This is a genomic window from Stappia indica (assembly GCF_009789575.1).
Classification (GTDB): domain Bacteria; phylum Pseudomonadota; class Alphaproteobacteria; order Rhizobiales; family Stappiaceae; genus Stappia; species Stappia indica_A.
In genome coordinates, this window is sequence record NZ_CP046908.1 from 3,624,442 (window position 1) to 3,648,605 (window position 24,164).

A 24,164-nucleotide genomic window follows, 5' to 3' on the forward strand; every position below is an offset into this window, starting at 1 on the left:
ACCGGGTTTTCGGAACTGCAATGGGGCGGGGCACAACCGCCCGGCAACGACAAACGGGGAAACCTCATGGCACGCGCGATCCTGTGCGTCTTGGACAGTTTCGGTATCGGCGGGGCGCCGGATGCCGCCCGCTTCGGCGACGAAGGCTCCGATACGCTCGGCCACATCGCGAGCGCCTGCATGCGGAGCGAGGGCGACCGCGAGGGGCTGCGCTCCGGTCCGCTTGCCCTGCCCAACATGACCGCGCTCGGCCTTGCCCGCGCGGCGCAGCTTGCGACCGGCAAGGTGCCGGCGGGCATGGACGGGGCCGCCGAGCTGGTCGGCATCTTCGGCACCGCGAGCGAGACCTCGCACGGCAAGGACACGCCGTCCGGCCACTGGGAGATCGCCGGTGTGCCGGTCGCCTTCGACTGGGGCTATTTCCCGGATACGGTGCCGACCTTCCCTTCGGAACTGACGCAGGCGATCATCCGCGAGGCGGGCCTGCCCGGCATCCTCGGCGACACTCACGCCTCCGGCACGGTGATCATCGCAGAGCTCGGCGAGGAGCATGTGCGGACCGGCAAGCCGATCTGCTACACCAGCGCCGATTCCGTGTTCCAGATCGCCGCGCACGAGGAGCATTTCGGCCTGGAGCGGCTCTATCGTCTCTGCGAGACCGTTCGCCGTCTGGTCGATCCCTACAATATCGGCCGGGTGATCGCGCGGCCCTTCATCGGCGATGCCGTCTCCGGGTTCGAGCGCACCGCCAACCGGCGCGACTATTCGGTGCTGCCGCCGGAGCCGACCCTGCTCGACCGTGCCGTTGCCGCAGGGCGCCGGACGCTGACCATCGGCAAGATCTCCGACATCTTCGCCCATCAGGGCGTATCGGAGGTGCTGAAGGCGGCTGGCAACGATGCCCTGTTCGACCGCACGCTGGAGGCGATGGACAAGGCCGGCGAGGGCGATCTGATCTTCGCCAACTATATCGATTTCGACAGCCTTTACGGCCATCGCCGCGACGTGCCTGGCTATGCAGCTGCGCTCGAGGCGCTGGACCGCCGGTTGCCGGAACTGCTGGAGCGACTGCGGCCGGGCGACCTGCTGATTCTCACCGCCGATCACGGCTGCGATCCGACCTGGCGCGGCACCGACCACACCCGCGAGCGGGTGCCGGTGATCGGCCTTCTCAAGGGGAGCGCGCCGAAGGAAATCGGCATTCGCGACACGTTCGCCGATATCGGCGAGACCATCGCGGCCCATCTGGGGCTGGCGCCGGGGCGGCACGGCACCTCCTTCCTCTGATATCGGGCTCGCCGAACTGGAGCCCGTCCGGTCCTCCCGCTAGACTGTGCGGCATCGATCCGCACGAACGGTATCCCCAACGGAGACGCGCATGATCGCACGGTCCTTTTCCGCACCGCGGGACGGAGTTCTGACGCCGGAGATGCAGGAGGCCTATGCCCAGGACGGCTTCCTGGTGCTGACCGGCTACAAGTCGGCGGCGGACTGCGACGCGCTGAAGGCCCGCATGTCCGAGTTGATCGACGCCTTCGATCCGCACGAGCATGCCTCCGTCTTCGAAACCGGTGCCCAGAGCCATGCCCGCGACCGCTATTTCCGCGAGAGCGGCGACAAGATCCGCTTCTTCTTCGAGGAGGAGGCGTTCGACGAGGACGGCCGGTTGCAGCGCGACAAGCATATGGCGCTGAACAAGGTCGGCCACGCGCTGCACGACCTCGACCCGGTGTTCGAGCGCTTCTCGCGCGATCACCGGCTTGCCCGCACGGCGGAGAGCCTCGGCCTTACCGCGCCGCTGCTGGCCCAGTCCATGTATATCTTCAAGCCGCCGGAGATCGGCGGCGAGGTCAACTGCCACCAGGATTCCACCTTCCTGCACACCGAGCCGCTGTCCTGCACCGGATTCTGGTTCGCGCTGGAAGACGCCGACGAGACCAATGGCGGCCTGCTCGGCGGGCCGGGCGGGCATCTGGCGCCCCTGCGCCAGCGCTTCCACTATGACGGCGAGGCGCTGGTGATGGAGCCGCTGGACGACACGCCACTTGCCGGCGACGTGCCGCTGGTCGCCCCCAAGGGGACGCTGGTGGTGCTGCACGGTCTGGTGCCGCATCGCTCGGCGCCGAACCGCTCGCCGCGCTCGCGCCATGCCTATGCGTTGCATCTGGTCGACGGGACCGCCCGCTGGTCGCCCGACAACTGGCTGGTGCGCGCACCGGAAAACCCGATGCGCGGGTTCTGACGCATGCCGGCAAGCGCCAGCACGCGGGCAATGCTTCCCAAGGCGGAACTGCATGTGCATATCGAGGGGGCGGCGCCGGCCGATCTCGTGCAGCGCCTTGCCAAACGCCACGGCCAGGACGTCGAAGGCCTCTTCGACGAGCGCGGCCGCTACCTCTGGAACGACTTCTCCGAATTCCTCGCGGCCTATGACAGGGCGAGCCGGGTGTTCCGCACGCCGGAGGACTACGCGCTGCTCTCCGGAACCTATCTGCGCATGCTGGCGGCGGAGGGGGCGATCTATGCCGAACTGACGATCTCGCCCGATCACGCCGCCGGCGCCGGTCTGTCCTATCGCGACTATGTCGCCGGCCTTGCCGCCGGCATCGAGCAGGCACGCGCCGACACCGGCATCGAGGCGCGGATGATCGCCATCGGCGTGCGCCATTTCGGGGCCCGCGCGGTCGAGCAGGTGGTGGCGCAGGTCATCGCTGCGCCGCATCCGCTGGTCACCGGCTTCGGCCTTGCCGGCGACGAGCGCGAGGGTCATCCGGCGAACTTTGCCCGCGCCTTTCGCACCGCCGGAGAGGCGGGGCTCGGCCTGACTGCCCATGCGGGCGAGGTTTGCGGCCCCGAAAGCGTCACGGCTGCGCTCGACTTCCTGCGCGTGCGGCGCATCGGCCACGGCGTGCGGGCCATCGAGGACCGGGCCGTCGTCGAGCGGATCGCGGAAGAAGGCATCGTGCTGGAAGTCTGCCCCGGCTCCAATCTGGCGCTCGGGTTCTACTCCAACCTGCGCTTTCATCCAGTGAACCTGCTGCGCCGCGCCGGTTGCCGCATCACGCTCAATTCCGACGATCCGCCCTTCTTCGGCACGACGCTCGGTCATGAATATCGCAGCTGTGCCGAGACCTTCGGCTGGCCGGAGGACGAGCTGCTGGCGATCACCCGCAATGCCATCGCCGCCGCCTTCTGCGACGAGGACACGCGGCGGCGGCTGGTCGTCCGCCTGTCGGATCATGCGGCGCTGCGCGGCGGCGGGGTCTGAGAGGGGAAGTCGGTGGACGGGAGGGCGAGGTCGTGCTGCGCCTGTTCCGCTTGTTCGCCGGTTGATCTATGACAGGAAGGAAGCCGGTTGGGGCTTCGGGAGGCGTCGGCCTCCAGACAGAGCGAGCGGAGAGGCGCGAGATGACCGGAGCAACCGTAGTCGATCACCCGATGGTGCAGCACAAGCTGACGCACATGCGGATGAAGGAGACCTCGACCCAGGGTTTTCGCAGGCTCCTGCGGGAAATTTCCGTGCTGCTCACCTATGAGGTGACCCGCGACCTGCCGATCACCACCGTCGAGATCGAAACGCCGCTGCAGACCATGTCCGCGCCGGTCATCGAGGGCAAGAAGCTGGTCTTCGCCTCGGTTCTGCGCGCCGGCAACGGACTGCTGGAGGGCATGCTGGAGCTGGTCCCGGCCGCCCGCGTCGCCCATATCGGCCTCTACCGTGATCCCAAGACGCTGCAGCCCGTCGAATACTATTTCAAGGCGCCGGAAGATCTCGCCGAGCGTCTCGTGATCGTCGTCGACCCGATGCTGGCCACCGCCAACTCGGCGATTGCTGCCGTCCAGCGGCTGAAGGAACGCGGCGCCACCCAGCTGCGTTTCCTGTGCCTGCTGGCCGCGCCCGAAGGCATCGCCAAGTTCAACGCCGCCCATCCGGATGTGCCGATCTTCACCGCTGCCATCGACGAGCGGCTGAACGAGAAGGGCTATATCGTGCCCGGTCTCGGCGATGCCGGCGACCGCATGTACGGCACGAAGTAACGCCGTATCCCTGCGACGCCGTCGCCGTGAAGACCGGGAGGAGCGACATGACAGCCGAGGCGATCTATCCGGACCTGAAGGGCAGAACCGTATTGGTCACCGGCGGCGGCGGCGGCATCGGTGCCGAGATCGTTCGCCGGTTTGCCGCGCAAGGGGCCTTGGTCGGTTTCATCGACCTCAGTGAGGAGCCCTCCCGCCGCCTCGTTGCGGAACTGGAAGGCAAGGGGGCGAAGGTCCGCTTCGCCCGTGCCGATCTCACGGATATCGAGGCGACCCGTGCGGCAATCGCCGAGCTGCGCGAAGCGCTCGGCTCCGTCTCTATCCTGGTCAACAACGCCGCCCATGACGAGCGTCACCGGCTGGAAGAGGTGACGCCCGAATACTGGGACAGCCGCATGGCGGTGAACCTCAAGCACCAGTTCTTCTGCACCCAGGCGGTGGTGGGCGACATGCGCGCGCTCGGCGGCGGTGCCATCGTCAACATGGGGTCGATCTCCTGGATGATCGGGCAGGGCGGCATGGCCGGCTACACAGCGGCCAAGTCCGCCGTGATCGGCCTGACGCGCTCGCTCGCCCGCGACCTTGGTCCGGACAACATTCGCGTCAACTGTATCGCTCCGGGGTGGATCATGACCGAGCGCCAGATCGCCCTGTGGCTCGACGAGGCCGGCGAGCGCGAGATCATGGAGCGGCAATGCCTCAAGCGGAAGCTGGTGCCGGCGGATGTCGCCCGTGTGGTGCTGTTCTTCTGCTCGGATGCGGCCGCCGCATGCACCAACCAGACCTATATCGTCGACGGTGGCTGGATCTGATCTCGTCCGCCAAACTGCAGGAGCAGGCACCGTGATCACCGTATTCGGCTCCATCAATCTCGACCTCGTCGTTGCCCTGCCGCGTCTTCCGGCGCCCGGCGAAACGGTGGTCGGCCCCGACCACCAGATCTTTCCCGGCGGCAAGGGCGCCAACCAGGCGCTGGCGGCAGCGCGTGCAGGGGCGAGGGTCCGGATGATCGGTGCTGTCGGCCGCGACGCCCATGCCGAGGCCGCGCTTGCCAATCTGGAGCGTGCGGGGGTCGACCTTTCCGGCGTCCGCCATCTCGACGGGACCACCGGCATTGCCATGATCGGCGTCGACGCCAAGGGCGAGAACCTCATCATGTGCGCCAGCGGCGTCAATGCCCGCGTCGTGGCGGAGTGGCTGGATGGCCGGCTGGCGCGGGGCGACCTGCTGGTGCTCCAGCGCGAGCTGAGCCCGCGGCCGATTGCCGATGCCATCGCCCGCGCGCGGCTGTGCGGCGCGCGCGTGTTGCTGAACGCCGCGCCGTCCGGCGACGCGGAGCTCGCCCGCCTGGTGCCGGATGTCGACGTCGTCGTCGCCAATTCCGTGGAGGCGGCGGAACTTGCCGCCGCACTCGGCACGGGCGAGACGCCGGTGCCGGAGGCCCATTGCGCGGCGCTTTCCGGCGCGGATCGCCTTGCCGTCGTCACCCTGGGCGCTCGCGGGCTGATCGCCCAGAAGGGCAAGACCCGCTGGCGGGTTGCCGCGCCCGAAGTCGACGTGGTCGACACGACCGGCGCGGGCGATGCCTTTGTCGGGGCTCTTGCCGCCGCGCTCGACCGGGGGGCGGAGATCGGCCGTGCCTTGCTGGAGGGCACCGCCGCCGGCGCTCTTGCCTGCACGGCGAACGGGGCGCAGTCCTCCTCGCCGGAGGCGGCGGTCATCGCGAAGCTCGCCGACACGCTGACCTGCGAGACGCTGGAGGCGTGAGCCTCGCCGGTCTTTCAAATTTTATCTTTCCTGTTAAGGGCCCGGATACCGCGTTCACATCCCCCGCGCGTGCCTTCACCCCTTGCTAAGCGGTCTCGTGGGACCCTTGCCGTCTGTTCTTGAATGGCTGAGGGTAGGGGGAGCGGAGCCATGGCACGCTATCTGATGATCGCCGCAATCGTCGTCGTGGCCGCGGCCTTGGCGCCCGATTTTCTGCGCGATTATCTCAAGGAGGTGCCGGTCGTCGCAGCGGCGCGCCAGGAGGCGCCCGCGCCCGAGACTTCGTCCGGACCGCGCACGCTCGTCCTGAAGGCCGGGCGAAACGGCCATTACGAGGTCAGCGCCCATATCAATGGCCGTCCGGTGCACTCCCTGATCGACACCGGCGCGTCGACGCTTGCCCTGCCGTCCGAGGTTGCGGCCCTTTCCGGTGTCCGTCCGGCCCGCTCCGACTATGTCGTCAAGGTGCGCACGGCCAACGGCATCGCGCTGGCTGCCCCCGTCACCCTGCGTGAGCTGCGCCTGGGAAGCATCCGCCTCAGCAATGTCGAGGCGCTGGTCATGCCGGAGGGCGCGCTGGAACTGCCGCTGATCGGCATGTCGGTGCTCGGCCGTCTTGCCAAGGTCGACATCCGCTCCGGCACGATGCGGTTGATACAGTAACCCTGCCGGGTGATTTCGCTGTCCGTCCCGCTATAGTGTTCCCGCCCGCGCGTTGCGCGCCGGGCCTGCCACGGATCGCGGGAACCACCTGAAATGAGCGTCAGTCAGTTCGGCCAGCTTGCCGATGGAACGCCTGTCGAGCGCGTCGCCATCGCGGGGGGCGGGCTGTCGGCCAGCATCATGACGCTGGGCGCTGCCATCACCGACCTGCGCGTTGGCGGGCGCGGCGTGGTGCTCGGCTTTGCCGATCTTGCCTCCTATCTCGCCCATTCCCCCTATTTTGGCGTGATCGCCGGCCGCCATGCCAATCGCATTGCCGGCGGCCGGTTCCGGCTCGATGGCAGCGACGTCCAGCTCGAATGCAACGAGGGCGGTCGCAACCACCTTCATGGCGGCGCAAGGGGCTTTGCCCGGCGGCTGTGGTCGCTGCGAGAGGCCGGACCCGCCCATGCGATGCTGGCGCTGGTCTCCGAAGATGGCGATGCGGGCTATCCCGGCCGCGTCGAGGCGAGCGTGCGCTACGAGATCCCGGACGCCGGGGACCGGCTCCGCATCGTGCTGGAAGCGGTGACCGACCGGCCGACGCTGGTGAACCTTGCGACCCACAGCTATTTCAACCTCGACGGATCGCCCGACATCGGCGGCCATCTGCTGCAGATCGAGGCCGATGCCTATCTGCCCGTCGACGGCGAGGCGATTCCGACCGGCGAGGTGCGCCCCGTTGCGGGAACGCCGTTCGACTTCCGCCGCCTGCGCCGGATCGATGCGCATGGGGGCGATGTCGCCCATGACCATAATTTCTGCCTGTCAGCCGTGCCAACCTGCGAACCGCGCCTCGTCGCGCGCGTTATCGGACAGGAGAGCGGCCTTGCCATGGACGTGCTGACGAGCGAGCCCGGCCTCCAGTTCTACGACGGCTACAAGCTTGCCGTGCCCTGTCCGGGACTGGACGGGCGCAGCTACGGGCCGCGTGCGGGCCTCTGCCTGGAGCCGCAGCGCTGGCCGGACAGTCCCAATCACCGGCACTTCGCCGGGGCCGTCCTGCGACCGGGCGAGCTCTACCGGCAAGTGACAGAGTATCGATTTTCCCAGATCGGGCATGAGGACCTGACGCCATGAAGACCGTGTTTTCCGCCGGACAGCTGGCCCACGACCCCAAGCAGGAGATCTCCGACGGCATGCTGAAGCCGGCGGTGGAGATCCCCTCCCGTGCCGAGATGGTTCGCGAGGCCGTGCTCGCACGCGGTCTCGGCGAGCTGCTGGAGCCGGACGATTTCGGGATGGATCCGCTGGCCCGCATCCATGACGCCGGCTATCTCGCGTTCCTGGAGAGCTTCTGGGACCGCTGGACCACTGCCGGACGCAGCGGCGAGGCCTTCCCCTTCGTCTGGCCGGTGCGCGGGCTCAACATCGATCCGGTGCCCGATCACATCGACGGGTTGCTCGGCCGCTATTCCTTTGACGCCGGCACGCCGCTCGGCGAACACACCTTCGCCGCCGCGCGCGCCAGCGCCAATTCCGCCCTGACCGGCGCCCGCCTGGTTGCCGGCGGCGAGCGCGCCGCCTTCGCCCTGTGCCGTCCGCCCGGACACCACGCGGCGGCCGACTATTATGGCGGCTATTGCTTCCTCAACAATGCGGCCATCGCTGCGCAGTGGCTGCGCGATGCCGGCGCCGAACGCGTCGCGGTGCTTGATGTCGACTATCACCACGGCAACGGCACCCAGTCGATCTTCTACGAGCGCTCCGACGTGCTGTTCCTGTCGATCCATGCCGACCCGCGCGAGGAATATCCCTATTTTCTCGGCCACGCGGCAGAGACCGGGGCGGGCAAGGGCGAGGGGTTCAACGCCAATTATCCGCTGGAGCTCGGCGCCGACTGGGATGTGTGGTCGCAGGCGCTTGCCGCCTCGCTCGCGCGCATCGCGGCCTTCCGGCCGGACACGCTGGTCGTCTCGCTCGGCCTCGATGCTTACGAGAAGGACCCGATCTCCCGCTTCCGCCTCGTCCACGAGGACTTCACGCGAATGGGCGCAGCGCTCGCCGCGGCCGGCCTTCCGACCCTCTTCGTCATGGAAGGCGGCTATGCGGTCGATGCGCTCGGCACCAACTGCGTCAACGTTCTGTCCGGCTTCGAGGCCGGCTGAGCTAAAGCGGGAAGCCGTGGTCCGTCAACGCGGCCTTCAGCGCCGGAGCATCGGTGAAGTGGATGGCATGCATGCCCACGGACTTCGCCGCCTCGACATTGGCCGGGCTGTCGTCGATGAACACGGTGGTCTCTGGCGCCAGGTCGTTGCGCGAGAACAGCACGTGGTAGATGCGCGGGTCCGGCTTCACCAGCCGTTCATGCGCGGACACGACCACATCGATGAAGCTGTCGGCAAGAAAGGGGAAGCGGCGCTCGCATTCGGCGAACTTCTCGGACGAGAAATTGGTGATCGCATAGAGCGGCACGCCCGCCGTCTTCAGTGCGGTGAGGATCGCGACGCTGCCCGGCACTTCGCCCGGTACCATTTCATGCCAGCGCGTGTCCCAGGCGAGGATCTCCTCCCGGTGGTCGGGCCGCCGGGCGAGAGCCTCGGCGATGCCCTCGGCAAAGCTGCGGCCCCGGTCCTGCTCCAGGTTCCACTCCGGCGGCAGCACCTCGGCGAGAAACCGGTCGGCGTCGGCCTCGGTCTCGAAGATGCTGCGATAAAGAAGGCGCGGATCCCACTGGATGAGGACGTTGCCGATGTCGAAGACCACGGTATCGGGACGGCGTGTCATCGAAGCTCCCGGATTGCGGGCGCTGCGGCCCTGGCACACACTGGCGGAATGAGGAGACTGGCGCGGCGATACGGTTCGGGGCAAGAGGCAATCGGCGGGGGGCAGCGCCTGTCCCGCGTCTTTTCGCGCGCCCTGGCTGTCCTGCTGCTGGCCGAATTGATGCTCGGCGTATCCGGCGGGCGGCTACTGGCCCAGGGGGACATGCTGCAGCAGCCGGACGATCCCGCCTTCCTGCCCTGGCAGGAGGAGGTCGGTCCTGTCGACGACGATGCCGGACAGTCCGGGCCCGAAACGCCCTTCGATCCCGAGCGCCTCGCCCTGATGGCGGAGCTTCGCGTCGGCATCGTCATGGACCCGGCGGCCGGCGACTTCGGCCGCGCGGCCCCGTTCCGCGAACTGCTGGAGGAGGGTCTGCGCATTCCGGTCCTGCTGATCGCCTATCGCGACCTGTCGCAGCTGCAGCGGGCGCTGGTCGGGGGCGAAGTCCACTACGCGCCGCTGTCGGCCTCCGCCTATGCGGCGGCGCAAGGCGAGTGCAGCTGCCTGGAGCCGCTGGTCGCCCCGCGCCCGCCGGACGGCGAGGCGGGGTGGCATGCCATCGCGCTGGCTCGGGCCGGCGAGGCGATCGAAGCGCCTGCGGATATGGCCGGACGGCGCATCGCCACCGGCCCGCGCGATGCGGTCGGAAGCCGCCTCGTCCAGCTTGCCGGGATTGCGGACGCAGGCATGGATCTGGAGCAGAAGGCCGCCTCGCTCATTGCCCATGACGATCCGCTGGCGGCCGCACTTGCGCTCGTCCGGGGCGATGCCGACGTCGCCTTCGCCTGGTCGTCGCTGCAGGGAGAGGCCGCGGCCGGCTACTCGCGCGGCACCTTGCGGGATCTGGCGGAGAGGGGGGCCGAGATTGCCGGGCTGAAGGTCGTCTGGGCGTCCGGGGCCATTGCCGGTGCCCCGCATGTGGTCCGGCAGGACGTGCCGCGGGAGATCCGCAACCTGCTCTTGGAGGTCATGACCGGGCAAGGTGCGGCGGAGGCGGTCTCGGATGACGGCTTCGTTGCCGTGGGCGCGCAGGATTATGCGCCCGTGCTGGCCGCATTTCCGCCGGAGGCGGGCGTGTCGCGCGGCCGTCTCCGGCCGCTCGGCGGCGGCGACTAGCGGGGGATCAGTTGCAGCACTCGACGCTCGTGCTGACGCGCGGGCGCATGTAGTAGGTGTCGCTGAGCGTGATCGTGGCGCTGTTGAACACATCCTTCAGCACCGCCGCGAAGGTGGGCCGATGCTCGTATTCGGCACGGGCGACGATCAGATAGGTGTCCTTCTGCCGGGTCAATTCTTCCGGAAGATCGATCGGAGGGGCGGAGTTGGCGCCCCACTGGGCGGTGTTCATCGCCCGGCTCCACACGACGCGCGGCTGGTTCACTTCCTTCATCCACACGCTGGCGACGACCACTTTCAGAGGGGCTTCCGGATACGGGTCGAGCACGGCGCGTGACAGCTTCAGCAGGTCGTTGACCTCGGAGGACTTGAGCTTGTCGGCCTGAGCCACCAGGTCGGCGATGGAACTGGCGGCCTGGCTGACCTTGCGGTCGAGGGTGAGTGCCGAGTTCAATTCGGTCACGCCGAGGAACAGAGCCAGCATGAAGGGCAGAACCAGCGCGAACTCGACCGCTGCGACGCCGCGCCGGTCCCGCATCAGGCCGCTTGCGATCCGCGCTGCGGCCTTCCGGACGATGCGCTGCGGTTCCTGTTGCCGCTCTTGCCGCTTGGGGCTGCTCATGGTCACTTGCTCGCCTGCTGCGTGGTCCAGGGGAAGGGCTCGTTGCGGAACACCGCGGTGGCGACCAGCAGGCGGTCGCCGGAACTCAGATCGCCATAGGCGGTCTTCATCATCGACGACAGCATCGGCCAGCGATAAAGGGCCCGCACCACGATGATCTGGCCGGCCTCGCCATGGTTGTAGCCGGTGTCGGCGACCAGTTCGCCGTCCTGGATGAGCGGCTTGGGCGTGAAGGAGGAGAAGTCGTCGATCCGCTCGACGTCGAGGGTCAGCCGGTCCGAACTGATGGGGAAGCCGGCAAGACGCTCCAGCATCGCCTCCTTGAACTTGTCGGCATCGAAGCCCTGGGCATGGGCCTGGCCGGTGCGGATCATCCGCGCCGCGTCCATGGTTGCGTTGCTGAGCACCTGGTTGGCGAAGAAAGCCAGACCGATCTCGATCACCCCGAGCAGAAGCATGAAGAACGGGATCGCCACGAAGGCGAATTCGATCGCCGTCGTGCCTTCGCGGTCCCGCACCACTGCGCGCAGCGGGCGCAGGCGAGCGAAGCGAGGGAGGAGGCGATCTCTCAGCATCTGGCAAATACTCGTTGTCGGGAGGCAGTTACGGCCGGTTCATCGTGGGTCAGTTGGAAACGCCCGCGGCCTTTTCGGACATGTCGTTGCGCTGGTTGGACTGCTTGCTCAGCAGTTCGTAGCCGGCATCGCCGTCGCCCACGCGCATCACCGGCTCGCAATTGGGTGCGCAGGAATAGCTGTAGCGCTCTCCCTTGCGCTGCACCGTGACCGTGTCGCCGGCGGCGGAGGAAACCGTGATCACCTCGTCGATGATCGGCTCGCCGTTGCGGTCGAGGATCACGAGGTTGGTCGTGCCGTAGAGCTTGCCGGTCACCACCACCGTCTGGCGGTCGTACATGGTGACGTCGGCGATCGCCGGGTTGCCGACGATGACGGTGTCGGCGGGCGCGTCGATGCGGAAGACCTTGGCCCGGTCGGTCATCACGTGGACGCCGCTCTCCTGGGCATGTGCGCCCGCCACGGCAAAGGCGGCCAGCAGGGCCGCAGCCGTGATCGACGCAAAAAAAGCCTCGCGAAAATGCGACATGGGCAAGCTCCTCAGCGAAAATTCCTACGTGAGAATGAAGGATATTGGTGAAGGAAGGGCTAACGCCCAGTCCGGTCCGAAGCGTTCTGCGAGCATCGTTAATGTCCGGCGCTTTCGCCCGCCCGCCCTGCAGGGGGCGGTGACTTCGGCAGGCTGCCGTCCTTTGCGGCAGGGTGGCGGGGGAGATGGCAGGACGTGTTTGGTTAAAATGCAGGAGAATGTATTTTTGAAGAATTAACTATAAGGTTGCTCGGTGCGAACTTGTCCGGCGGCGGCGATGAATTTAACCTTGTGGCAAGGTGTGGTTCCTATAGTGGCAACATCTTCGAGCGACCGAAATAACAACAAGGTCGACGAGGTGGTGCAGACAAACAAGTGAAGTGTAGGAGCCAACCATGCAGAAGTTTCTCGCTCGTTTCGCCAAGGATGAGTCCGGTGCGACCGCCATCGAATACGGCCTGATCGCCGGCCTGATCGGCGTCGCCATCATCACCGCGGTCGGCCTGGCCGGCGACTCGATCACCGCGATGTTCACCCGCGTGTCGACCGAGCTGAACGCCGCCGCCACGCAGTAAGCACGGCAAGGCACGGCACCTCGGGTCCCGGCAGGTGTTGCCGGGACACGGAGGAATGCCATCGATGCGGGCGGCCTTGGCCGCCCGTTTTCGTTCCCGGTCCTGGAACCGCGCTTTTTGAAAGAGGGGGCCGGGCGCCGGCGCGTCAACCGGCGCTTAAGCGTTGCGGCGACATGATGCGAAAGCCGAAAGACCCGGCAATCGAGGGAGCGGTGGAATGTTCGAAGCTGCGATCATGGTCGTGTTTCCCTGCCTGGTGGCCTTTGCCGCGGCGTCCGACCTGTTCACGATGAAGATCCCCAACAGCGTCTCGCTGATGCTGATTGCCGGGTTCGCGATTATCGCGCCCTTCGCCGGCATCGGCCTTGCGGATATCGGCTGGCACCTGCTTGCCGCCGGTCTGGCGCTTGCCGCCTGCCTCGTCTTCTTCGGCTTCGGCTGGATGGGCGGGGGCGATGCCAAGCTCATCACCGCTCTGGCGCTGTGGTTCGGCATGTCGCAGGATTTCCTGCAGTTCCTCGCCCTTGCCGGCATCTATGGAGCGGCTCTGACGCTGCTTATCGTCGGCTTCCGCCGGATCGTGCTGCTGCCCGGTATCGCCGGGCGCACCGAGTGGCTTTTGCGCCTGCACGATACCAACCGCGGCATTCCCTATGGCGTGACGCTGGCCATCGCCGCACTTCACGTCTATCCGCATTCCGCCTGGTTCAGCCTGCTGGTGTGACGGGCGCGCCGAGCCGTTTCAAATATTAACGATTCCTGAACGCAGCAAATCGGCCGATTTCATTTTGCAAAACATTAAGCATACGTTCAGCAACATTGATCACGTCTGATTAACCATGTCTTGACCATTTGCCCGCCACAGTAGTCGCACGATGACCGAAGGCGCATCCGCGTCCGGTCCGCTACGATCCATGCGGGTATTGGCAATGAAGATCGCACGTTTCGCCATTCTGGGCATTTCACTCGCCGCCGGCGTACTGGTGGCGCGGATGGTGATGAGCACCAATCCCGAGCCGCCGGCCGCTCCGACGGTGGTGACCGAGACGGTGGAGAAGGACGAGGTCCTCACCGTGGCCAAGGACATTGCCCTTGGCGAGCAGCTCTCGGCGGGCGACCTGTCCTGGACGAGCTGGCCTCGCGACCTGGCGCCAGCAACGGCGGTCCTGCGCTCCCAGCGGCCCGATGCCATCACCGAGATCGCCGGCCGTATCGCCAAGGCGCCCGTCTATCAGGGCGAACCGGTGCGCGAAGAGCGCCTGATCAGCAGCGATCGCGGCTTCATGTCGACCATCCTGCCCAAGGGCAAGCGGGCCATCGCCGTCTCGGTCGAGGCGCTCACCGCTGCCGGCGGCTTCATCCTGCCCGGCGACAAGGTCGACGTGATCCTGACGCGCCAGTCGTCAGGCCGGTCCGGCAATTCCTTCACCAGCGAGACGATCCTGCAGAACGTGCGGGTGCTGGCCATCGACACCACCACGGCCGGCGAGCGGGACGAGAAGGCGCTGCCGCCTGGACAGACCGCCACGCTCGAGCTCGAGCCGGCCGAGGCCGAGGTCGTCGCGCAGGCCTCGCAGCTCGGCACGATCGCCCTTGTCCTGCGTTCGGCCCAGGATTCTGCGGACGACGCCGATCCCGGCCTCGTCGGCGGCGGTGTGAATTTTGTGAAGTTCGGCGTTGCCAGCCAGGCCCGGACCCAGCGGTAAGCGGGAGCGGGCGCGGTGATGACGGCAAGGAGTACTCGGATGTTGGCTCAACGTTTCTTCCGGATCGGCACGGCGATCTGCCTTGTCCTGACCGGCCTGGCCGGGATGGATGCAGCCCGTGCCGACGGCTATCCAAAGGCGGTCACCATCCAGGCCGGCGAACGGGTGGCCGGACGGCTGCTCAAGGTCGGGCTCGGCCGCTCCGTGGTGATCAACCTCGGCGAGGAAGTGAGCGACGTCATCGTCTCCAACCCGGAGGTGGCCGACGCCGTGGTGCGCTCCTCGCGCCGGGTCTTCATTCTCGGCAACAAGGCCGGCCAGGCGAGCCTCTTCCTGTTCGGCCGCGCCGGCAACCAGATCGCCAGCTTCGATCTGGCCGTCGAGAACGACACGACCGATCTCAACATGATGATCCGCCGCGCCCTTCCGGGCGCCGACATCACGGCCGAGTCGGTCAACGGCAATATCGTCCTGAGCGGCACCGCCTCCAGCACCGTCGAAGCCCAGCAGGCCGCCGACCTTGCGGCGCGTTTCTCGAAGGTCGAGGGCAACGCCCTGCCGGTCCTCAACATGGTCTCGGTGAGCGGCAAGGATCAGGTCCATCTGAAGGTGACTGTGGCCGAGGTCGAGCGCTCGATCATCAAGCAGCTCGGCGTCAACCTGTCCGGCACAATCGGCATCGGCAATTACAGCGCCAGCTTCAACAGCTCCCCCGGCTATTCGGTCAACTCGAACATCATCGGCCGCCCGAGTGTCGGCGGCGGGTTCCTTGATGGCGGCACCAAGCTCAACGCGGACCTGCAGGCGCTGCAGCGCGACGGCGTGATCCGCACCCTGGCCGAGCCGACGCTGACCGCGATTTCCGGCGAGAATGCCAGCTTCCTGGCCGGCGGCGAGTTCCCGATCCCGATCGCCGAGGACAACAACAAGCTCACGGTCCAGTTCAAGAAATTCGGCGTCGGTCTCGACTTCACGCCGGTGGTCCTGAGCGGGGGGCGCATTTCCCTGCGCATCAAGACCGAGGTCAGCGAGATCACCCAGGAGGGCGCCGTCTCGATCGGCTCTCTGGTCATTCCCGCGCTCAAGGTGCGCCGGGCCGAGTCCACCGTCGAGCTGCCCTCCGGCGGCACGCTGGTCATGGCCGGCCTGCTGAAGGAATCCTACAAGCAGGACCTCAACGGCGTTCCCGGCCTGATGCAGGTGCCGATCCTCGGCGCCCTGTTCAAGAGCCGCGACTTCCTGCGCCAGGAGACCGAACTCGCCGTCTTCGTGACGCCCTACACCGTCAGGCCGACGGCCCGCTCGGAGCTTGTCGAGCCGACCCGCAACCTGGCGCCGGCGACCGATGGCGAAACGATTTTCCTGAACCGTCTCAACCGCATGTACCGGGTATCCGGCGATCCTGGACAGGGCGCCTACCACGGTCAGGTCGGCTATATCTACGAGTGAGGACCGGTCCCATGCAGTCTGCATCCGCAAAGCGCCTCGTCGCTTCCGCAACCCGGGTCCGCGCGCTCACGCCGACCCTTGCCGTCCTCGCCGCGCTGCTGGCGGCCGGCTGCCAGACCCAGCAGCCCACGGTCGAGGCGCTGGCCACCAACGATTACCGCCTGCGCCATCCGATCGTGGTGAGCGAAGGGGTGAAGACGCTCGACCTGCCGGTCGGCAGCGACATGCGCCGCCTGTCGCCGCAGCTCTCTGCCGTCATCTCCAGCTTTGCCGCCGAGGCCCGCTCGCGCGGCGGCGGCGCGATGGAGATCATCGTGCCGTCGGGCGCCTATAACGAGGCCGCCGTTCACGCGGTGCTGCCTCAGATCCGCAAGGCGCTGGTGCAGGGCGGCGTCTCGCCCAAGCGTCTCGCCACCCGCGGCTACCCGGTCCAGGATCCCGGCATTTCTGCGCCGGTGCGCCTGGCCTATTCGGGGCTGCAGGCCAAGGCCGGTCCCTGCGGCCAGTGGCCCGACAACATCACGGGCGGCGGCGACGGGATGCGCCACAACCCGCATCTCAACAACACGCAGTACTACAATTTCGGCTGCGCCGCGCAGTCCAACCTTGCCGCCATGGTCGACAATCCGACGGACCTGCTCTACCCGCGCGCCTCGACGCCGGCCGATCAGCTCCGTCGCGCCACGGTCTACGGCAAGTATCGCGCCGGCGAGCAGACGGCGACCGACTACAAGGAAGGCGACGGTTCGCGCGTTTCCGACGCAACGAACTGATCCGGAGGAGCTGGACGGATGAACACCCTCGCTTACGACAGTCCGCTCGACGAGGACGGGTATCCGCATGAGCCTGCGATGGGCGACCACCACGCCATCGCCGCGCCTGCCGATACGCTGGACATCAAGGCGGTGCCGCGCATCGCGATCCAGGCCTTTTGCGAAAGCGAAGACGTTGCCCGGATGATCGAGAGCGCGGCCCAGGACCGGCGCATGGCCAAGGCCCATGTGAAGGTGCACAAGGGCGGGCTCGCCGCGGCCGTCGACTTCTACGGCTCGGCGCCGACGCCGAACCTGATCCTGCTGGAGACCCGCGTGGAATCCTCCAGGCTGATCCAGGGGCTGGAGCAGCTGGCGGAAGTCTGCGATGCCGGCACCAAGGTGATGATCATCGGCCACGTCAACGACGTGAAGCTCTATCGCGACCTGATCCATCGCGGCATCAGCGATTACCTCGTCGCGCCGATCAACCTGTTCCAGCTGATCGCTGCCATCGGCGAGCTCTACGTCAATCCCGACGCCGAGCCGCTGGGGCGGACCATTGCCTTCGTCGGCGCCAAGGGCGGCGTCGGCTCGTCCACCGTGGCGCACAATGTCGCCTGGTCGATCGCCCGCGTCTACGAGAGCGACGTGGTGCTGGCCGACCTCGACCTTGCCTTCGGCACGGCCGGTCTCGACTTCAACCAGGACCCGCTGCAGGGCGTGTTCGAGGCGGTCTCCTCGCCTGAGCGGCTCGACGAGACCATGCTCGACCGCTTGCTGTCGAAATGCGCCGACCGTCTCAGCCTCCTTGCCGCACCGGCCTCGCTGGAGCGGACCTACGACCATGGCGAGACCAGCTTCGACGGCCTGCTCGACATCATGAAGCAGGGCGCACCGGCGATCGTCTTGGACCTGCCGCATGTGTGGTCCGGCTGGGTTCGCCGGATGTTGGCCGCCGCCGACGAAGTGGTGATCGTTGCCGAGCCGGATCTCGCCAACCTGCGCAATGCCAAGAACATGATCGACACGCTGCGGCAGCTGCGCCCCAACGATGCGCCGCCGCGCCTGGTGCTGAACCGGGTCAACGTGCCGAAACGGCCGGAGATCAAGGCGGCGGAATTCGCCGACGCGCTCGAGCTTACCGCCGCTGCGGTGGTGCCTTTCGAGCCGATGCTGTTCGGCACGGCCGCCAACAACGGCCAGATGATCGGCGAGCAGGACGAAAAGCACCCGACGTCGGAAATCTTCAGCGAGATCTCGCAGCTGGTCACCGGTCGCGGCGAGGTGGCGAAGCCCAAGGGCCTGGCGCTCGGCTCGCTGGTCTCCCGCTTCCTGAAGAAGGGCAAGGCCGCCGGCTGACCGGCGGCCCGGCAGGTTTCTTCGAGACGATTGAAAGCAGGTAACGATGTTCGGTCGACGTGGCGCTTCCTCAGGTCCCCAGACGTCCCGCCCCGCGGCGCCGCCCATCCAGGGCGAGCCGCAGGCCGCGCCGGCTGCACCGCCGCCCGTCGCGGCCGAGCCCGCGCGTTCCCCTGCCGCGGCACAGCCCGCCGTTGCCGCCAAGCCGGCGCCGACCCCGCCGCCGGCTGCCGAGACGCGGGCGCCGCAGCGCTCGGAGGGCTATTACGCGACCAAGTCCTCGATCTTCAACGCGCTGGTCGAGGCGATCGACCTGTCGATGCTGACCCGCCTCAGCGCCGAGGACGCGCGCGAGGAGATCCGCGACGTCGTCAACGACATTATCGCGCTGAAGAACGTGGTGATGTCGATTTCCGAGCAGGAAGACCTGCTCGAGGACATCTGCAACGACGTCCTGGGCTATGGCCCGCTGGAGCCTCTGCTGGCGCGCGACGACATCGCCGACATCATGGTCAACGGTGCCAGCACGGTCTACATCGAGACCCAGGGCCGGATGCAGCAGACCAACGTGCGCTTCCGCGACAACAAGCAGTTGATGAACATCTGCCAGCGGATCGTCAGCCAGGTCGGCCGCCGCGTCGACGAATCCAGCCCGATCTGCGACGCCCGCCTTGCCGACGGCTCGCGCGTCAACGTGATCGCCCCGCCGCTGGCCATCGACGGTCCGACGCTCACCATTCGTAAGTTCAAGAAGGACAAGCTGACCCTCAAGCAGCTCGTCCAGTACGGCTCGATCTCGCCCGAGGGCGCGACGGTGCTGGAGATCATCGGCCGCAGCCGCTGCAACGTGCTGATTTCCGGCGGTACCGGCTCGGGCAAGACGACGCTGCTCAACTGCCTGACGGCTTTCATCGATTCCACCGAGCGCATTATCACCTGCGAGGACGCGGCCGAGCTGCAGCTGCAGCAGCCGCATGTGGTGCGCCTCGAGACCCGTCCGCCGAACCTGGAAGGCGAGGGCGAGGTGACCATGCGCGACCTCGTCAAGAACTGCCTGCGTATGCGCCCCGAGCGGATCATCGTCGGCGAGGTGCGCGGACCCGAGGCCTTCGACCTGCTGCAGGCGATGAACACCGGCCACGACGGGTCCATGGGCACGCTGCACGCCAACAGCCCGCGCGAGGCGCTGTCGCGCCTGGAATCGATGATCACCATGGGCGGCTTCTCGCTGCCCTCAAAGACCCTGCGCGAGATGATCGTCTCATCCATCGACGTGATCGTCCAGGCGCAGCGCCTGCGCGACGGTTCGCGCCGCATCACCCACGTTTCCGAGGTGATGGGCATGGAAGGCGACGTGGTCATCACCCAGGACGTGTTCCTCTACGACATCCTCGGCGAGGACGCGAACGGCAAGCTGGTCGGCCGTCACCGCTCCACCGGCATCGGTCGCCCGAAGTTCTGGGAAAAGGCCCGCTATTTCGGCGAGGAACATCGCCTTGCCGCCGCCCTCGACGCCGCCGAAGCCCCGGAGCCCGGACATGGCTGACCTGCAGTCCTTCCTCTCGCCGCAAGTGACGATGGTCGCCATCGCCCTGCTGGCGACGTTTTCCATCGGCGGCATCATCTACGCTTTGTTCGAGCCGCAGCTGAGCGGGCGTGCGGCACGCGAGAAGCGGATGAAGTCGGTGTCGGCCCGCAGCAACGCCGCCGTCGATGCCACCCGCCGGGCGGTGCGCGACGGCGACCGTCGGCGCAAGTCGGTGCAGGACCAGCTCAAGGAATTCGAGGCGCGCGAGAAGAAGAAGCAGCAACGCGCCGCGCGCCTGTCGCTCGACGAGCGCATCGACCAGGCCGGCCTGTCGTGGTCGAAGCGCGGCTTCTTCGGCTTTTCGGCGATCTGTGGGCTGGTGCTCGGCCTCGTCGGCCTGCTCGCCTCCGGCTCGCTGATCGTCACCCTGGGCCTGATGTTCGTCGGCGCCTTCGGCGTGCCGCGCTTCTATCTCGGGCGCCGCCGCAAGAAGCGGATCGCCGCCTTCCTGAACGAGTTGCCGAATGCCGTCGACGTCATCGTGCGAGGCACCAAGGCCGGCCTGCCGCTCGGCGAGTGCGTCCAGATCGTCGCCGCCGAGGCGCGCGAGCCGATCAAGACCGAGTTCCGCCGCATCGTCGAGGCGCAGACCATGGGCATCACCCTGGCCGAGGCGATCTCGAAGCTGCCGAGCCGCATGCCGGTCGCGGAGGCGAACTTCCTCGCCATCGTCGTGATGATCCAGGCGCAGTCGGGCGGCTCGCTGTCCGAGGCGCTGGGCAACCTGTCCAAGGTGCTGCGCGAGCGCAAGGCGATGAAGGGCAAGATCGTCGCCATGAGCCAGGAGGCCAAGTCCTCCGCCGCGATCATCGGTTCGCTGCCCTTTCTGGTGGTCGGCGTGCTGTCGCTGACCAGCCCGTCCTACATGATGCTGCTGTTCACCGAGCCTGTCGGCAACATCATCGTCGTAGGCAGCGGCATCTGGATGCTGACCGGCATCCTCATCATGAAGAAGATGATCGCCTTCGACTTCTGATCTGCCGCTTTCGGGCAGGAACGACGGACACGGAAAGAGACCATGGGACTGGATTTCTCCAATCTTCTCTCCCAGCAGGCGATGATCGCCATCCTGACCATGGTCGCGATCGCCGGCACGCTGTTTTCGCTCGTCGTGCCGCTGCTGGAAGGCGACAAGCTCAAGAGCCGGATGAAGTCCGTGGCGCTGGAGCGCGAGCAGATGCGCGCGCGCGAGCGAGCCCGCCTGGCCGACGACAAGGCGAATGCGCGTGTTTCCCTGCGCAACAAGCCGAAGAAGAACATGCAGAGGATCGTCGACCGGCTGAACCTGAAGAACCTTCTGTCGGACGACGAGACCAAGCTGCGGCTGATGCGTGCCGGCTATCGCGGCGTGCGTCCGCTCTACACCTATCTGTTCGCGCGCCTCGTGATGCCGGTGATCCTGTTCGTGCTGGCGCTGTTCTATACGTTCGTGGTGCTCCAGATCGACCAGCCGGCGATGGTCAAGCTGTTCATCTCCTGCCTCGTGGCGTTCGTCGGCTTCTACGCGCCCGACCTTTATCTGAAGAACAAGATCCAGAACCGCCAGCTGTCGATCAACCGCGCCTGGCCGGATGCGCTCGATCTGATGCTGATCTGCGTGGAATCGGGCATGTCGATCGAGGTCGCCTTCCGCAAGGTGTCGGAGGAGATCGGCATCCAGTCGATCCCGCTGGCCGAGGAACTGACGCTGACCAATGCCGAGCTCTCCTATCTCGGCGACCGGCGCATGGCCTACGAGAACCTTGCCAATCGCACCGGCCTGGAAGGCGTCAAGAACGTCTCGCTGGCGCTGATCCAGGCCGAGCGCTACGGCACGCCGGTCTCCACCGCGCTGCGCGTGATGGCCGACGAGAACCGGCTGCAGCGCATGCAGGCGGCGGAAAAGAAAGCGGCCGCCCTGCCGCCCAAGCTGACCGTCCCGATGATCGTGTTCTTCCTGCCCGTGCTGCTGGCCGTCATTATCGGTCCGGCGATCATCCAGGCCGTCGCCACCTTCTGAAGGACTGGGCCGGGCGCCGTCGGAGCCAAGGTTCGAGCACAAAAAAAGCCACCCGCGAGGGTGGCTTTTGCCGTTTCCGGGAATGCGGGTTCGCGCCGGATCAGCCGCCGGACTTTTTCTTCTTCTTGTCCTGCGCGGCGATTTCGGCCCAGGAATTGCGCTGCGACAGCATCGACTTCAGATAGGCGATGTTGTGGGCCGCCTGGGCCGGGTCGATCTCGGCGGTGGCGACCTGCTCGGCCTCCTGGAAGCGGCCCTGCAGGCCGATCGCCAGCGCCAGGTTCTGGCGGATGCGGCTGTCGGCCTTGGGGCTGGCGGTAGCGCGGCGGAGCACGCCTTCCGCCTCCTTGGCTTCGCCCTGCAGGAGATAGGACATGGCGAGGTTGTTGAGCAGGCTCGGCTCGTCGGGAGCGATCTTGAGCGCCTGGTTGTAGAGTTCGCGCGCCTGCTGGGTGTTGCCCATCTGGTCGTGGATCGCGGCCGCTGCCGACATCAGCCGCCAGTCGGGCCGGGTCGGGGTCTGCGCGCCGTTGATCACCTGCAGCGCTTCCGGCAAGCGGCCGTTCATCGCCAGCACCTTGCCATAGGCGGCGGCGATGTCGCGGTCGCTCTGATGTGCGATGATCGCCTGGCGCAGCACCGCCTCGGCCTGGTCCACCTGGCCGTTGCGGCGCAGGGCGGCGGCATAATTGAGGATGTTTTCTCGGTCCTTCGGCGAGCGCTGGTAGGCCTGGCCCCAATAGCCGACCGCCTGCAGCGCAGCGCTCGATCCGGGGGCGGCATAGCCTTGCGGCGCGCCCGAATGGGTGCCGACGGCGCGCTTCGACGAGGCGCAGCCTGTCAGCGCGACCAGGGCCACCATCGAGGCCGCAAGCATCAGGCGCGGCGCGGCGGCAGGGCGGGAAAGGGCGTGGCGCGTGGATGGCATGGTGCCTGGCTCCTGGACACGGACGGACGGTTGAACTTGCAGAATGCGCAAGCTCATCAATACGTCGTTAACCCTAATGCTTCGTTAAACGGCGGCCCGGCGCCGGCCGCAGGCACGCCGGCGGGCGATTGCCGCTGCCGGCCCTTCGTGCTTAAAACGGGGCTCCGACCGTCTTCTCCCGCCAGACAAGGACCCCGCCCGTGCGCGCCTCCCTGACCGCCCATTCCGCCGATGCTGCCGCCGTTCCCGTTCACGCCGTCGACCGCGATGGGGCACCGGCAACGCTTCAGAGCCTGGGTGCAAGGGCCGAGGCCTTCGCCGCGGCGAGCGGCTTCGACGGCGCGGCCGGCCAGTTGCTGCTGGTGCCAGGTGCGGAAGGCGCGCTCGAGGCCGTGCTGTTCGGCGTTGTCAACGCCGCTGAGCCCGGCTTTGCCGTCGGCGATCTGGCCCGCAAACTGCCGGGCGGCGACTTCCGCCTGGAGATCGCTGCCGAGGCGCAGGAGGAAGCCGCGCTCGCCTTCGCGCTCGGCTCCTACCGGTTCGAGCGCTATCGCAAGCCGCCGGCCCGTCCCGCGCCGCGGCTGATGGTGGGGGAGGGCGTCGACCTGGAGCGGGTCGGCCTGATCCTCGACGGCATGGCGCTCGCACGCGATCTGGTCAACACGCCGGCGAGCGATCTCGGTCCTGCCGAGCTGTGCGATGCGGCCCTGCGTCTCTTCGCCGATCACGGCGGGCGTGTGCGCGTGGTCGAGGGCGAGGCGCTGCTCGCCGAGGGCTTCCCGATGGTGCATGCGGTCGGCCGGGCGAGCGACCGCGCGCCGCGGCTTCTCGATGCGACCTGGGGCGAGGAGGATCACCCGCGCGTCACCCTGGTCGGCAAGGGCGTCGTCTTCGACACCGGCGGCCTCGACATCAAGCCGTCCAGCGCCATGGCGTTGATGAAGAAGGACATGGGCGGCGCCGCCGCGGTGCTGGCGCTGGCCTCGATGATCATGGCGGCCGGCCTGCCGGTGCGCCTGCGCGTCATCGTCCCGGCGGTCGAGAACGCGATTTCCGGCGCATCCTTCCGCCCCGGCGACGTGCTGGCGAGCCGCAAGGGCCTCACCGTCGAGATCGGCAACACCGACGCGGAAGGCCGGCTGATCCTGGCCGATGCACTGGCGCTCGCCGACGAGGAGGAGCCGGAGATCCTGATCGACATGGCGACGCTGACCGGCGCCGCGCGTGTCGCCCTCGGCCCGGACCTGCCGCCCTTCTACACCGACGACGAGGCCTTCGCGGCCGAGCTTGCCGACCACGCGAGCGCGGTGCGCGATCCGCTGTGGCGGCTGCCGCTGTGGCGCCCCTACGAAAGCTATCTGGAAAGCCGCATCGCCGACATCAACCACATCAACACCAGCGGCGCGGGCTTTGCCGGCTCGATCACCGCGGCCCTGTTTCTCTCGCGTTTCGTGGAAAAGGCGCGGGTCTGGGCGCATTTCGACATCTATGGCTGGAACCCGGCCGACCGTCCGGGCCGGCCGCTGGGCGGCGAGGCGCAGGCCGCGCGCGCCCTGTTTTCGCTGCTTGCCGCCCGCTACCCGCGAAGCTGAGACCGCACGCTTTCCTGCCTCGTTTCGCCGTTTGTATAACGGAACCGAAACGAATTGCCTGTCACTATGGGGCAAGGCCGGCAACGGCGCATGAGGCA

At 67.4% G+C, this 24,164-nt stretch carries 25 protein-coding genes; 20 read left to right on the forward strand and 5 right to left on the reverse strand.

Annotated features, from left to right (window positions below):
* Nucleotides 1-66: 66 nt before the first annotated feature.
* The 9 genes from GH266_RS16920 (at nucleotide 67) to GH266_RS16960 (ending at nucleotide 8,615) form a co-directional block, all read left to right on the forward strand.
* Nucleotides 67-1,287 (forward strand): phosphopentomutase, encoded by a 1,221-nt coding sequence (locus GH266_RS16920; protein ID WP_158194870.1) that lies wholly within the window; start codon nucleotides 67-69, stop codon nucleotides 1,285-1,287.
* A gap of 91 nt (nucleotides 1,288-1,378) precedes the next feature.
* Nucleotides 1,379-2,242 (forward strand): phytanoyl-CoA dioxygenase family protein, encoded by an 864-nt coding sequence (locus tag GH266_RS16925; protein WP_158194871.1) that lies wholly within the window; start codon nucleotides 1,379-1,381, stop codon nucleotides 2,240-2,242.
* A gap of 30 nt (nucleotides 2,243-2,272) precedes the next feature.
* Complete coding sequence (locus GH266_RS16930; RefSeq protein ID WP_158194872.1) at nucleotides 2,273-3,268, forward strand: adenosine deaminase; 996 nt, start codon at nucleotides 2,273-2,275, stop codon at nucleotides 3,266-3,268.
* A gap of 140 nt (nucleotides 3,269-3,408) precedes the next feature.
* Nucleotides 3,409-4,038, forward strand: coding sequence for a uracil phosphoribosyltransferase (gene upp / locus GH266_RS16935; RefSeq protein WP_158194873.1), 630 nt, complete (start codon nucleotides 3,409-3,411; stop codon nucleotides 4,036-4,038).
* A gap of 47 nt (nucleotides 4,039-4,085) precedes the next feature.
* Nucleotides 4,086-4,850 (forward strand): SDR family NAD(P)-dependent oxidoreductase, encoded by a 765-nt coding sequence (locus tag GH266_RS16940; protein ID WP_158194874.1) that lies wholly within the window; start codon nucleotides 4,086-4,088, stop codon nucleotides 4,848-4,850.
* A gap of 31 nt (nucleotides 4,851-4,881) precedes the next feature.
* On the forward strand, nucleotides 4,882-5,805 hold the full coding sequence (locus GH266_RS16945; RefSeq protein ID WP_158194875.1) for a ribokinase: 924 nt from the start codon (nucleotides 4,882-4,884) through the stop codon (nucleotides 5,803-5,805).
* 150 nt (nucleotides 5,806-5,955) lie between these two features.
* Nucleotides 5,956-6,468 (forward strand): retropepsin-like aspartic protease family protein, encoded by a 513-nt coding sequence (locus GH266_RS16950; RefSeq protein ID WP_158194876.1) that lies wholly within the window; start codon nucleotides 5,956-5,958, stop codon nucleotides 6,466-6,468.
* 93 nt (nucleotides 6,469-6,561) lie between these two features.
* Nucleotides 6,562-7,587: an aldose epimerase family protein gene (locus GH266_RS16955; protein ID WP_158194877.1), complete on the forward strand. Its 1,026-nt coding sequence runs from the start codon at nucleotides 6,562-6,564 to the stop codon at nucleotides 7,585-7,587.
* Nucleotides 7,584-8,615 carry a histone deacetylase family protein gene (locus tag GH266_RS16960; protein ID WP_158194878.1) on the forward strand — a complete coding sequence of 344 codons (1,032 nt, stop codon included), beginning with the start codon at nucleotides 7,584-7,586 and terminating at the stop codon, nucleotides 8,613-8,615. The genes GH266_RS16955 and GH266_RS16960 overlap by 4 nt, the downstream gene beginning before the upstream one ends.
* A gap of 1 nt (nucleotide 8,616) precedes the next feature.
* Here GH266_RS16960 and GH266_RS16965 read toward each other — a convergent pair whose 3' ends face one another.
* Nucleotides 8,617-9,234, reverse strand: coding sequence for an HAD family hydrolase (locus GH266_RS16965; protein ID WP_158194879.1), 618 nt, complete (start codon nucleotides 9,232-9,234; stop codon nucleotides 8,617-8,619).
* 48 nt (nucleotides 9,235-9,282) lie between these two features.
* Here GH266_RS16965 and GH266_RS16970 point away from each other — a divergent pair, with 48 nt between their 5' ends.
* Nucleotides 9,283-10,389 carry a phosphate/phosphite/phosphonate ABC transporter substrate-binding protein gene (locus GH266_RS16970; protein ID WP_158194880.1) on the forward strand — a complete coding sequence of 369 codons (1,107 nt, stop codon included), beginning with the start codon at nucleotides 9,283-9,285 and terminating at the stop codon, nucleotides 10,387-10,389.
* 7 nt (nucleotides 10,390-10,396) lie between these two features.
* On the opposite strand, the gene GH266_RS16975 is transcribed toward GH266_RS16970, so the two are convergent.
* The 3 genes from GH266_RS16975 to GH266_RS16985 are packed head-to-tail and all read right to left on the reverse strand — an operon-like array spanning nucleotide 10,397 to nucleotide 12,115.
* On the reverse strand, nucleotides 10,397-11,011 hold the full coding sequence (locus GH266_RS16975) for a TadE/TadG family type IV pilus assembly protein (RefSeq protein WP_158194881.1): 615 nt from the start codon (nucleotides 11,009-11,011) through the stop codon (nucleotides 10,397-10,399).
* A gap of 2 nt (nucleotides 11,012-11,013) precedes the next feature.
* On the reverse strand, nucleotides 11,014-11,586 hold the full coding sequence (locus tag GH266_RS16980) for a TadE/TadG family type IV pilus assembly protein (protein WP_158194882.1): 573 nt from the start codon (nucleotides 11,584-11,586) through the stop codon (nucleotides 11,014-11,016).
* 49 nt (nucleotides 11,587-11,635) lie between these two features.
* Nucleotides 11,636-12,115, reverse strand: a complete 480-nt coding sequence (locus tag GH266_RS16985; RefSeq protein ID WP_158194883.1) for a pilus assembly protein N-terminal domain-containing protein — start codon at nucleotides 12,113-12,115, stop codon at nucleotides 11,636-11,638.
* Nucleotides 12,116-12,510: 395 nt separating this feature from the next.
* Between GH266_RS16985 and GH266_RS16990 the strand changes: the two genes are divergently transcribed.
* The 9 genes from GH266_RS16990 to GH266_RS17030 all read left to right on the forward strand — a co-directional run bounded on the left by GH266_RS16990 (nucleotide 12,511) and on the right by GH266_RS17030 (nucleotide 21,546).
* A complete protein-coding gene (locus tag GH266_RS16990) occupies nucleotides 12,511-12,690 on the forward strand; it encodes a Flp family type IVb pilin (RefSeq protein ID WP_067339852.1) in 180 nt (59 codons plus the stop codon).
* Nucleotides 12,691-12,907: 217 nt separating this feature from the next.
* Entirely contained in the window at nucleotides 12,908-13,414 is a 507-nt protein-coding gene (locus GH266_RS16995; protein WP_158194884.1) for an A24 family peptidase, read from the forward strand.
* Nucleotides 13,415-13,619: 205 nt separating this feature from the next.
* Nucleotides 13,620-14,396, forward strand: coding sequence for a Flp pilus assembly protein CpaB (cpaB, locus tag GH266_RS17000; RefSeq protein WP_158194885.1), 777 nt, complete (start codon nucleotides 13,620-13,622; stop codon nucleotides 14,394-14,396).
* 39 nt (nucleotides 14,397-14,435) lie between these two features.
* Nucleotides 14,436-15,845 (forward strand): type II and III secretion system protein family protein, encoded by a 1,410-nt coding sequence (locus tag GH266_RS17005; RefSeq protein ID WP_158194886.1) that lies wholly within the window; start codon nucleotides 14,436-14,438, stop codon nucleotides 15,843-15,845.
* Between the two features lie 11 nt (nucleotides 15,846-15,856).
* Complete coding sequence (locus tag GH266_RS17010) at nucleotides 15,857-16,618, forward strand: CpaD family pilus assembly protein (protein ID WP_158194887.1); 762 nt, start codon at nucleotides 15,857-15,859, stop codon at nucleotides 16,616-16,618.
* A gap of 18 nt (nucleotides 16,619-16,636) precedes the next feature.
* Complete coding sequence (locus tag GH266_RS17015) at nucleotides 16,637-17,959, forward strand: CpaE/TadZ family protein (protein ID WP_158194888.1); 1,323 nt, start codon at nucleotides 16,637-16,639, stop codon at nucleotides 17,957-17,959.
* 46 nt (nucleotides 17,960-18,005) lie between these two features.
* Complete coding sequence (locus tag GH266_RS17020; RefSeq protein ID WP_158194889.1) at nucleotides 18,006-19,505, forward strand: TadA family conjugal transfer-associated ATPase; 1,500 nt, start codon at nucleotides 18,006-18,008, stop codon at nucleotides 19,503-19,505.
* On the forward strand, nucleotides 19,498-20,523 hold the full coding sequence (locus GH266_RS17025; protein ID WP_158194890.1) for a type II secretion system F family protein: 1,026 nt from the start codon (nucleotides 19,498-19,500) through the stop codon (nucleotides 20,521-20,523). The genes GH266_RS17020 and GH266_RS17025 overlap by 8 nt, the downstream gene beginning before the upstream one ends.
* Before the next feature lie 42 nt (nucleotides 20,524-20,565).
* Nucleotides 20,566-21,546 (forward strand): type II secretion system F family protein, encoded by a 981-nt coding sequence (locus GH266_RS17030; RefSeq protein WP_158194891.1) that lies wholly within the window; start codon nucleotides 20,566-20,568, stop codon nucleotides 21,544-21,546.
* Nucleotides 21,547-21,646: 100 nt separating this feature from the next.
* Here GH266_RS17030 and GH266_RS17035 read toward each other — a convergent pair whose 3' ends face one another.
* Entirely contained in the window at nucleotides 21,647-22,474 is an 828-nt protein-coding gene (locus GH266_RS17035) for a tetratricopeptide repeat protein (RefSeq protein WP_158194892.1), read from the reverse strand.
* A 200-nt stretch (nucleotides 22,475-22,674) separates the two neighbouring features.
* Between GH266_RS17035 and GH266_RS17040 the strand changes: the two genes are divergently transcribed.
* The gene (locus tag GH266_RS17040) at nucleotides 22,675-24,066 is read left to right on the forward strand and encodes a leucyl aminopeptidase family protein (RefSeq protein WP_199270356.1); all 1,392 of its coding nucleotides are present in this window, start codon (nucleotides 22,675-22,677) and stop codon (nucleotides 24,064-24,066) included.
* Nucleotides 24,067-24,164: the final 98 nt, after the last annotated feature.

Excerpts from the sequence above, each read along its gene's own strand:
- GH266_RS16920 (WP_158194870.1), top strand. The coding sequence starts at position 67 with ATGGCACGCGCGATCCTGTGCGTCTTGGACAGTTTCGGTATCGGCGGG.
- GH266_RS16925 (WP_158194871.1), top strand. The coding sequence starts at position 1,379 with ATGATCGCACGGTCCTTTTCCGCACCGCGGGACGGAGTTCTGACGCCG.
- GH266_RS16930 (WP_158194872.1), top strand. The coding sequence starts at position 2,273 with ATGCTTCCCAAGGCGGAACTGCATGTGCATATCGAGGGGGCGGCGCCG.
- upp (WP_158194873.1), top strand. The coding sequence starts at position 3,409 with ATGACCGGAGCAACCGTAGTCGATCACCCGATGGTGCAGCACAAGCTG.
- GH266_RS16940 (WP_158194874.1), top strand. The coding sequence starts at position 4,086 with ATGACAGCCGAGGCGATCTATCCGGACCTGAAGGGCAGAACCGTATTG.
- GH266_RS16950 (WP_158194876.1), top strand. The coding sequence starts at position 5,956 with ATGGCACGCTATCTGATGATCGCCGCAATCGTCGTCGTGGCCGCGGCC.
- GH266_RS16955 (WP_158194877.1), top strand. The coding sequence starts at position 6,562 with ATGAGCGTCAGTCAGTTCGGCCAGCTTGCCGATGGAACGCCTGTCGAG.
- GH266_RS16960 (WP_158194878.1), top strand. The coding sequence starts at position 7,584 with ATGAAGACCGTGTTTTCCGCCGGACAGCTGGCCCACGACCCCAAGCAG.
- GH266_RS16965 (WP_158194879.1), bottom strand. The coding sequence starts at position 9,234 with ATGACACGCCGTCCCGATACCGTGGTCTTCGACATCGGCAACGTCCTC.
- GH266_RS16970 (WP_158194880.1), top strand. The coding sequence starts at position 9,283 with ATGAGGAGACTGGCGCGGCGATACGGTTCGGGGCAAGAGGCAATCGGC.
- GH266_RS16975 (WP_158194881.1), bottom strand. The coding sequence starts at position 11,011 with ATGAGCAGCCCCAAGCGGCAAGAGCGGCAACAGGAACCGCAGCGCATC.
- GH266_RS16980 (WP_158194882.1), bottom strand. The coding sequence starts at position 11,586 with ATGCTGAGAGATCGCCTCCTCCCTCGCTTCGCTCGCCTGCGCCCGCTG.
- GH266_RS16985 (WP_158194883.1), bottom strand. The coding sequence starts at position 12,115 with ATGTCGCATTTTCGCGAGGCTTTTTTTGCGTCGATCACGGCTGCGGCC.
- GH266_RS16990 (WP_067339852.1), top strand. The coding sequence starts at position 12,511 with ATGCAGAAGTTTCTCGCTCGTTTCGCCAAGGATGAGTCCGGTGCGACC.
- GH266_RS16995 (WP_158194884.1), top strand. The coding sequence starts at position 12,908 with ATGTTCGAAGCTGCGATCATGGTCGTGTTTCCCTGCCTGGTGGCCTTT.
- cpaB (WP_158194885.1), top strand. The coding sequence starts at position 13,620 with ATGAAGATCGCACGTTTCGCCATTCTGGGCATTTCACTCGCCGCCGGC.
- GH266_RS17005 (WP_158194886.1), top strand. The coding sequence starts at position 14,436 with ATGTTGGCTCAACGTTTCTTCCGGATCGGCACGGCGATCTGCCTTGTC.
- GH266_RS17010 (WP_158194887.1), top strand. The coding sequence starts at position 15,857 with ATGCAGTCTGCATCCGCAAAGCGCCTCGTCGCTTCCGCAACCCGGGTC.
- GH266_RS17015 (WP_158194888.1), top strand. The coding sequence starts at position 16,637 with ATGAACACCCTCGCTTACGACAGTCCGCTCGACGAGGACGGGTATCCG.
- GH266_RS17020 (WP_158194889.1), top strand. The coding sequence starts at position 18,006 with ATGTTCGGTCGACGTGGCGCTTCCTCAGGTCCCCAGACGTCCCGCCCC.
- GH266_RS17025 (WP_158194890.1), top strand. The coding sequence starts at position 19,498 with ATGGCTGACCTGCAGTCCTTCCTCTCGCCGCAAGTGACGATGGTCGCC.
- GH266_RS17030 (WP_158194891.1), top strand. The coding sequence starts at position 20,566 with ATGGGACTGGATTTCTCCAATCTTCTCTCCCAGCAGGCGATGATCGCC.
- GH266_RS17035 (WP_158194892.1), bottom strand. The coding sequence starts at position 22,474 with ATGCCATCCACGCGCCACGCCCTTTCCCGCCCTGCCGCCGCGCCGCGC.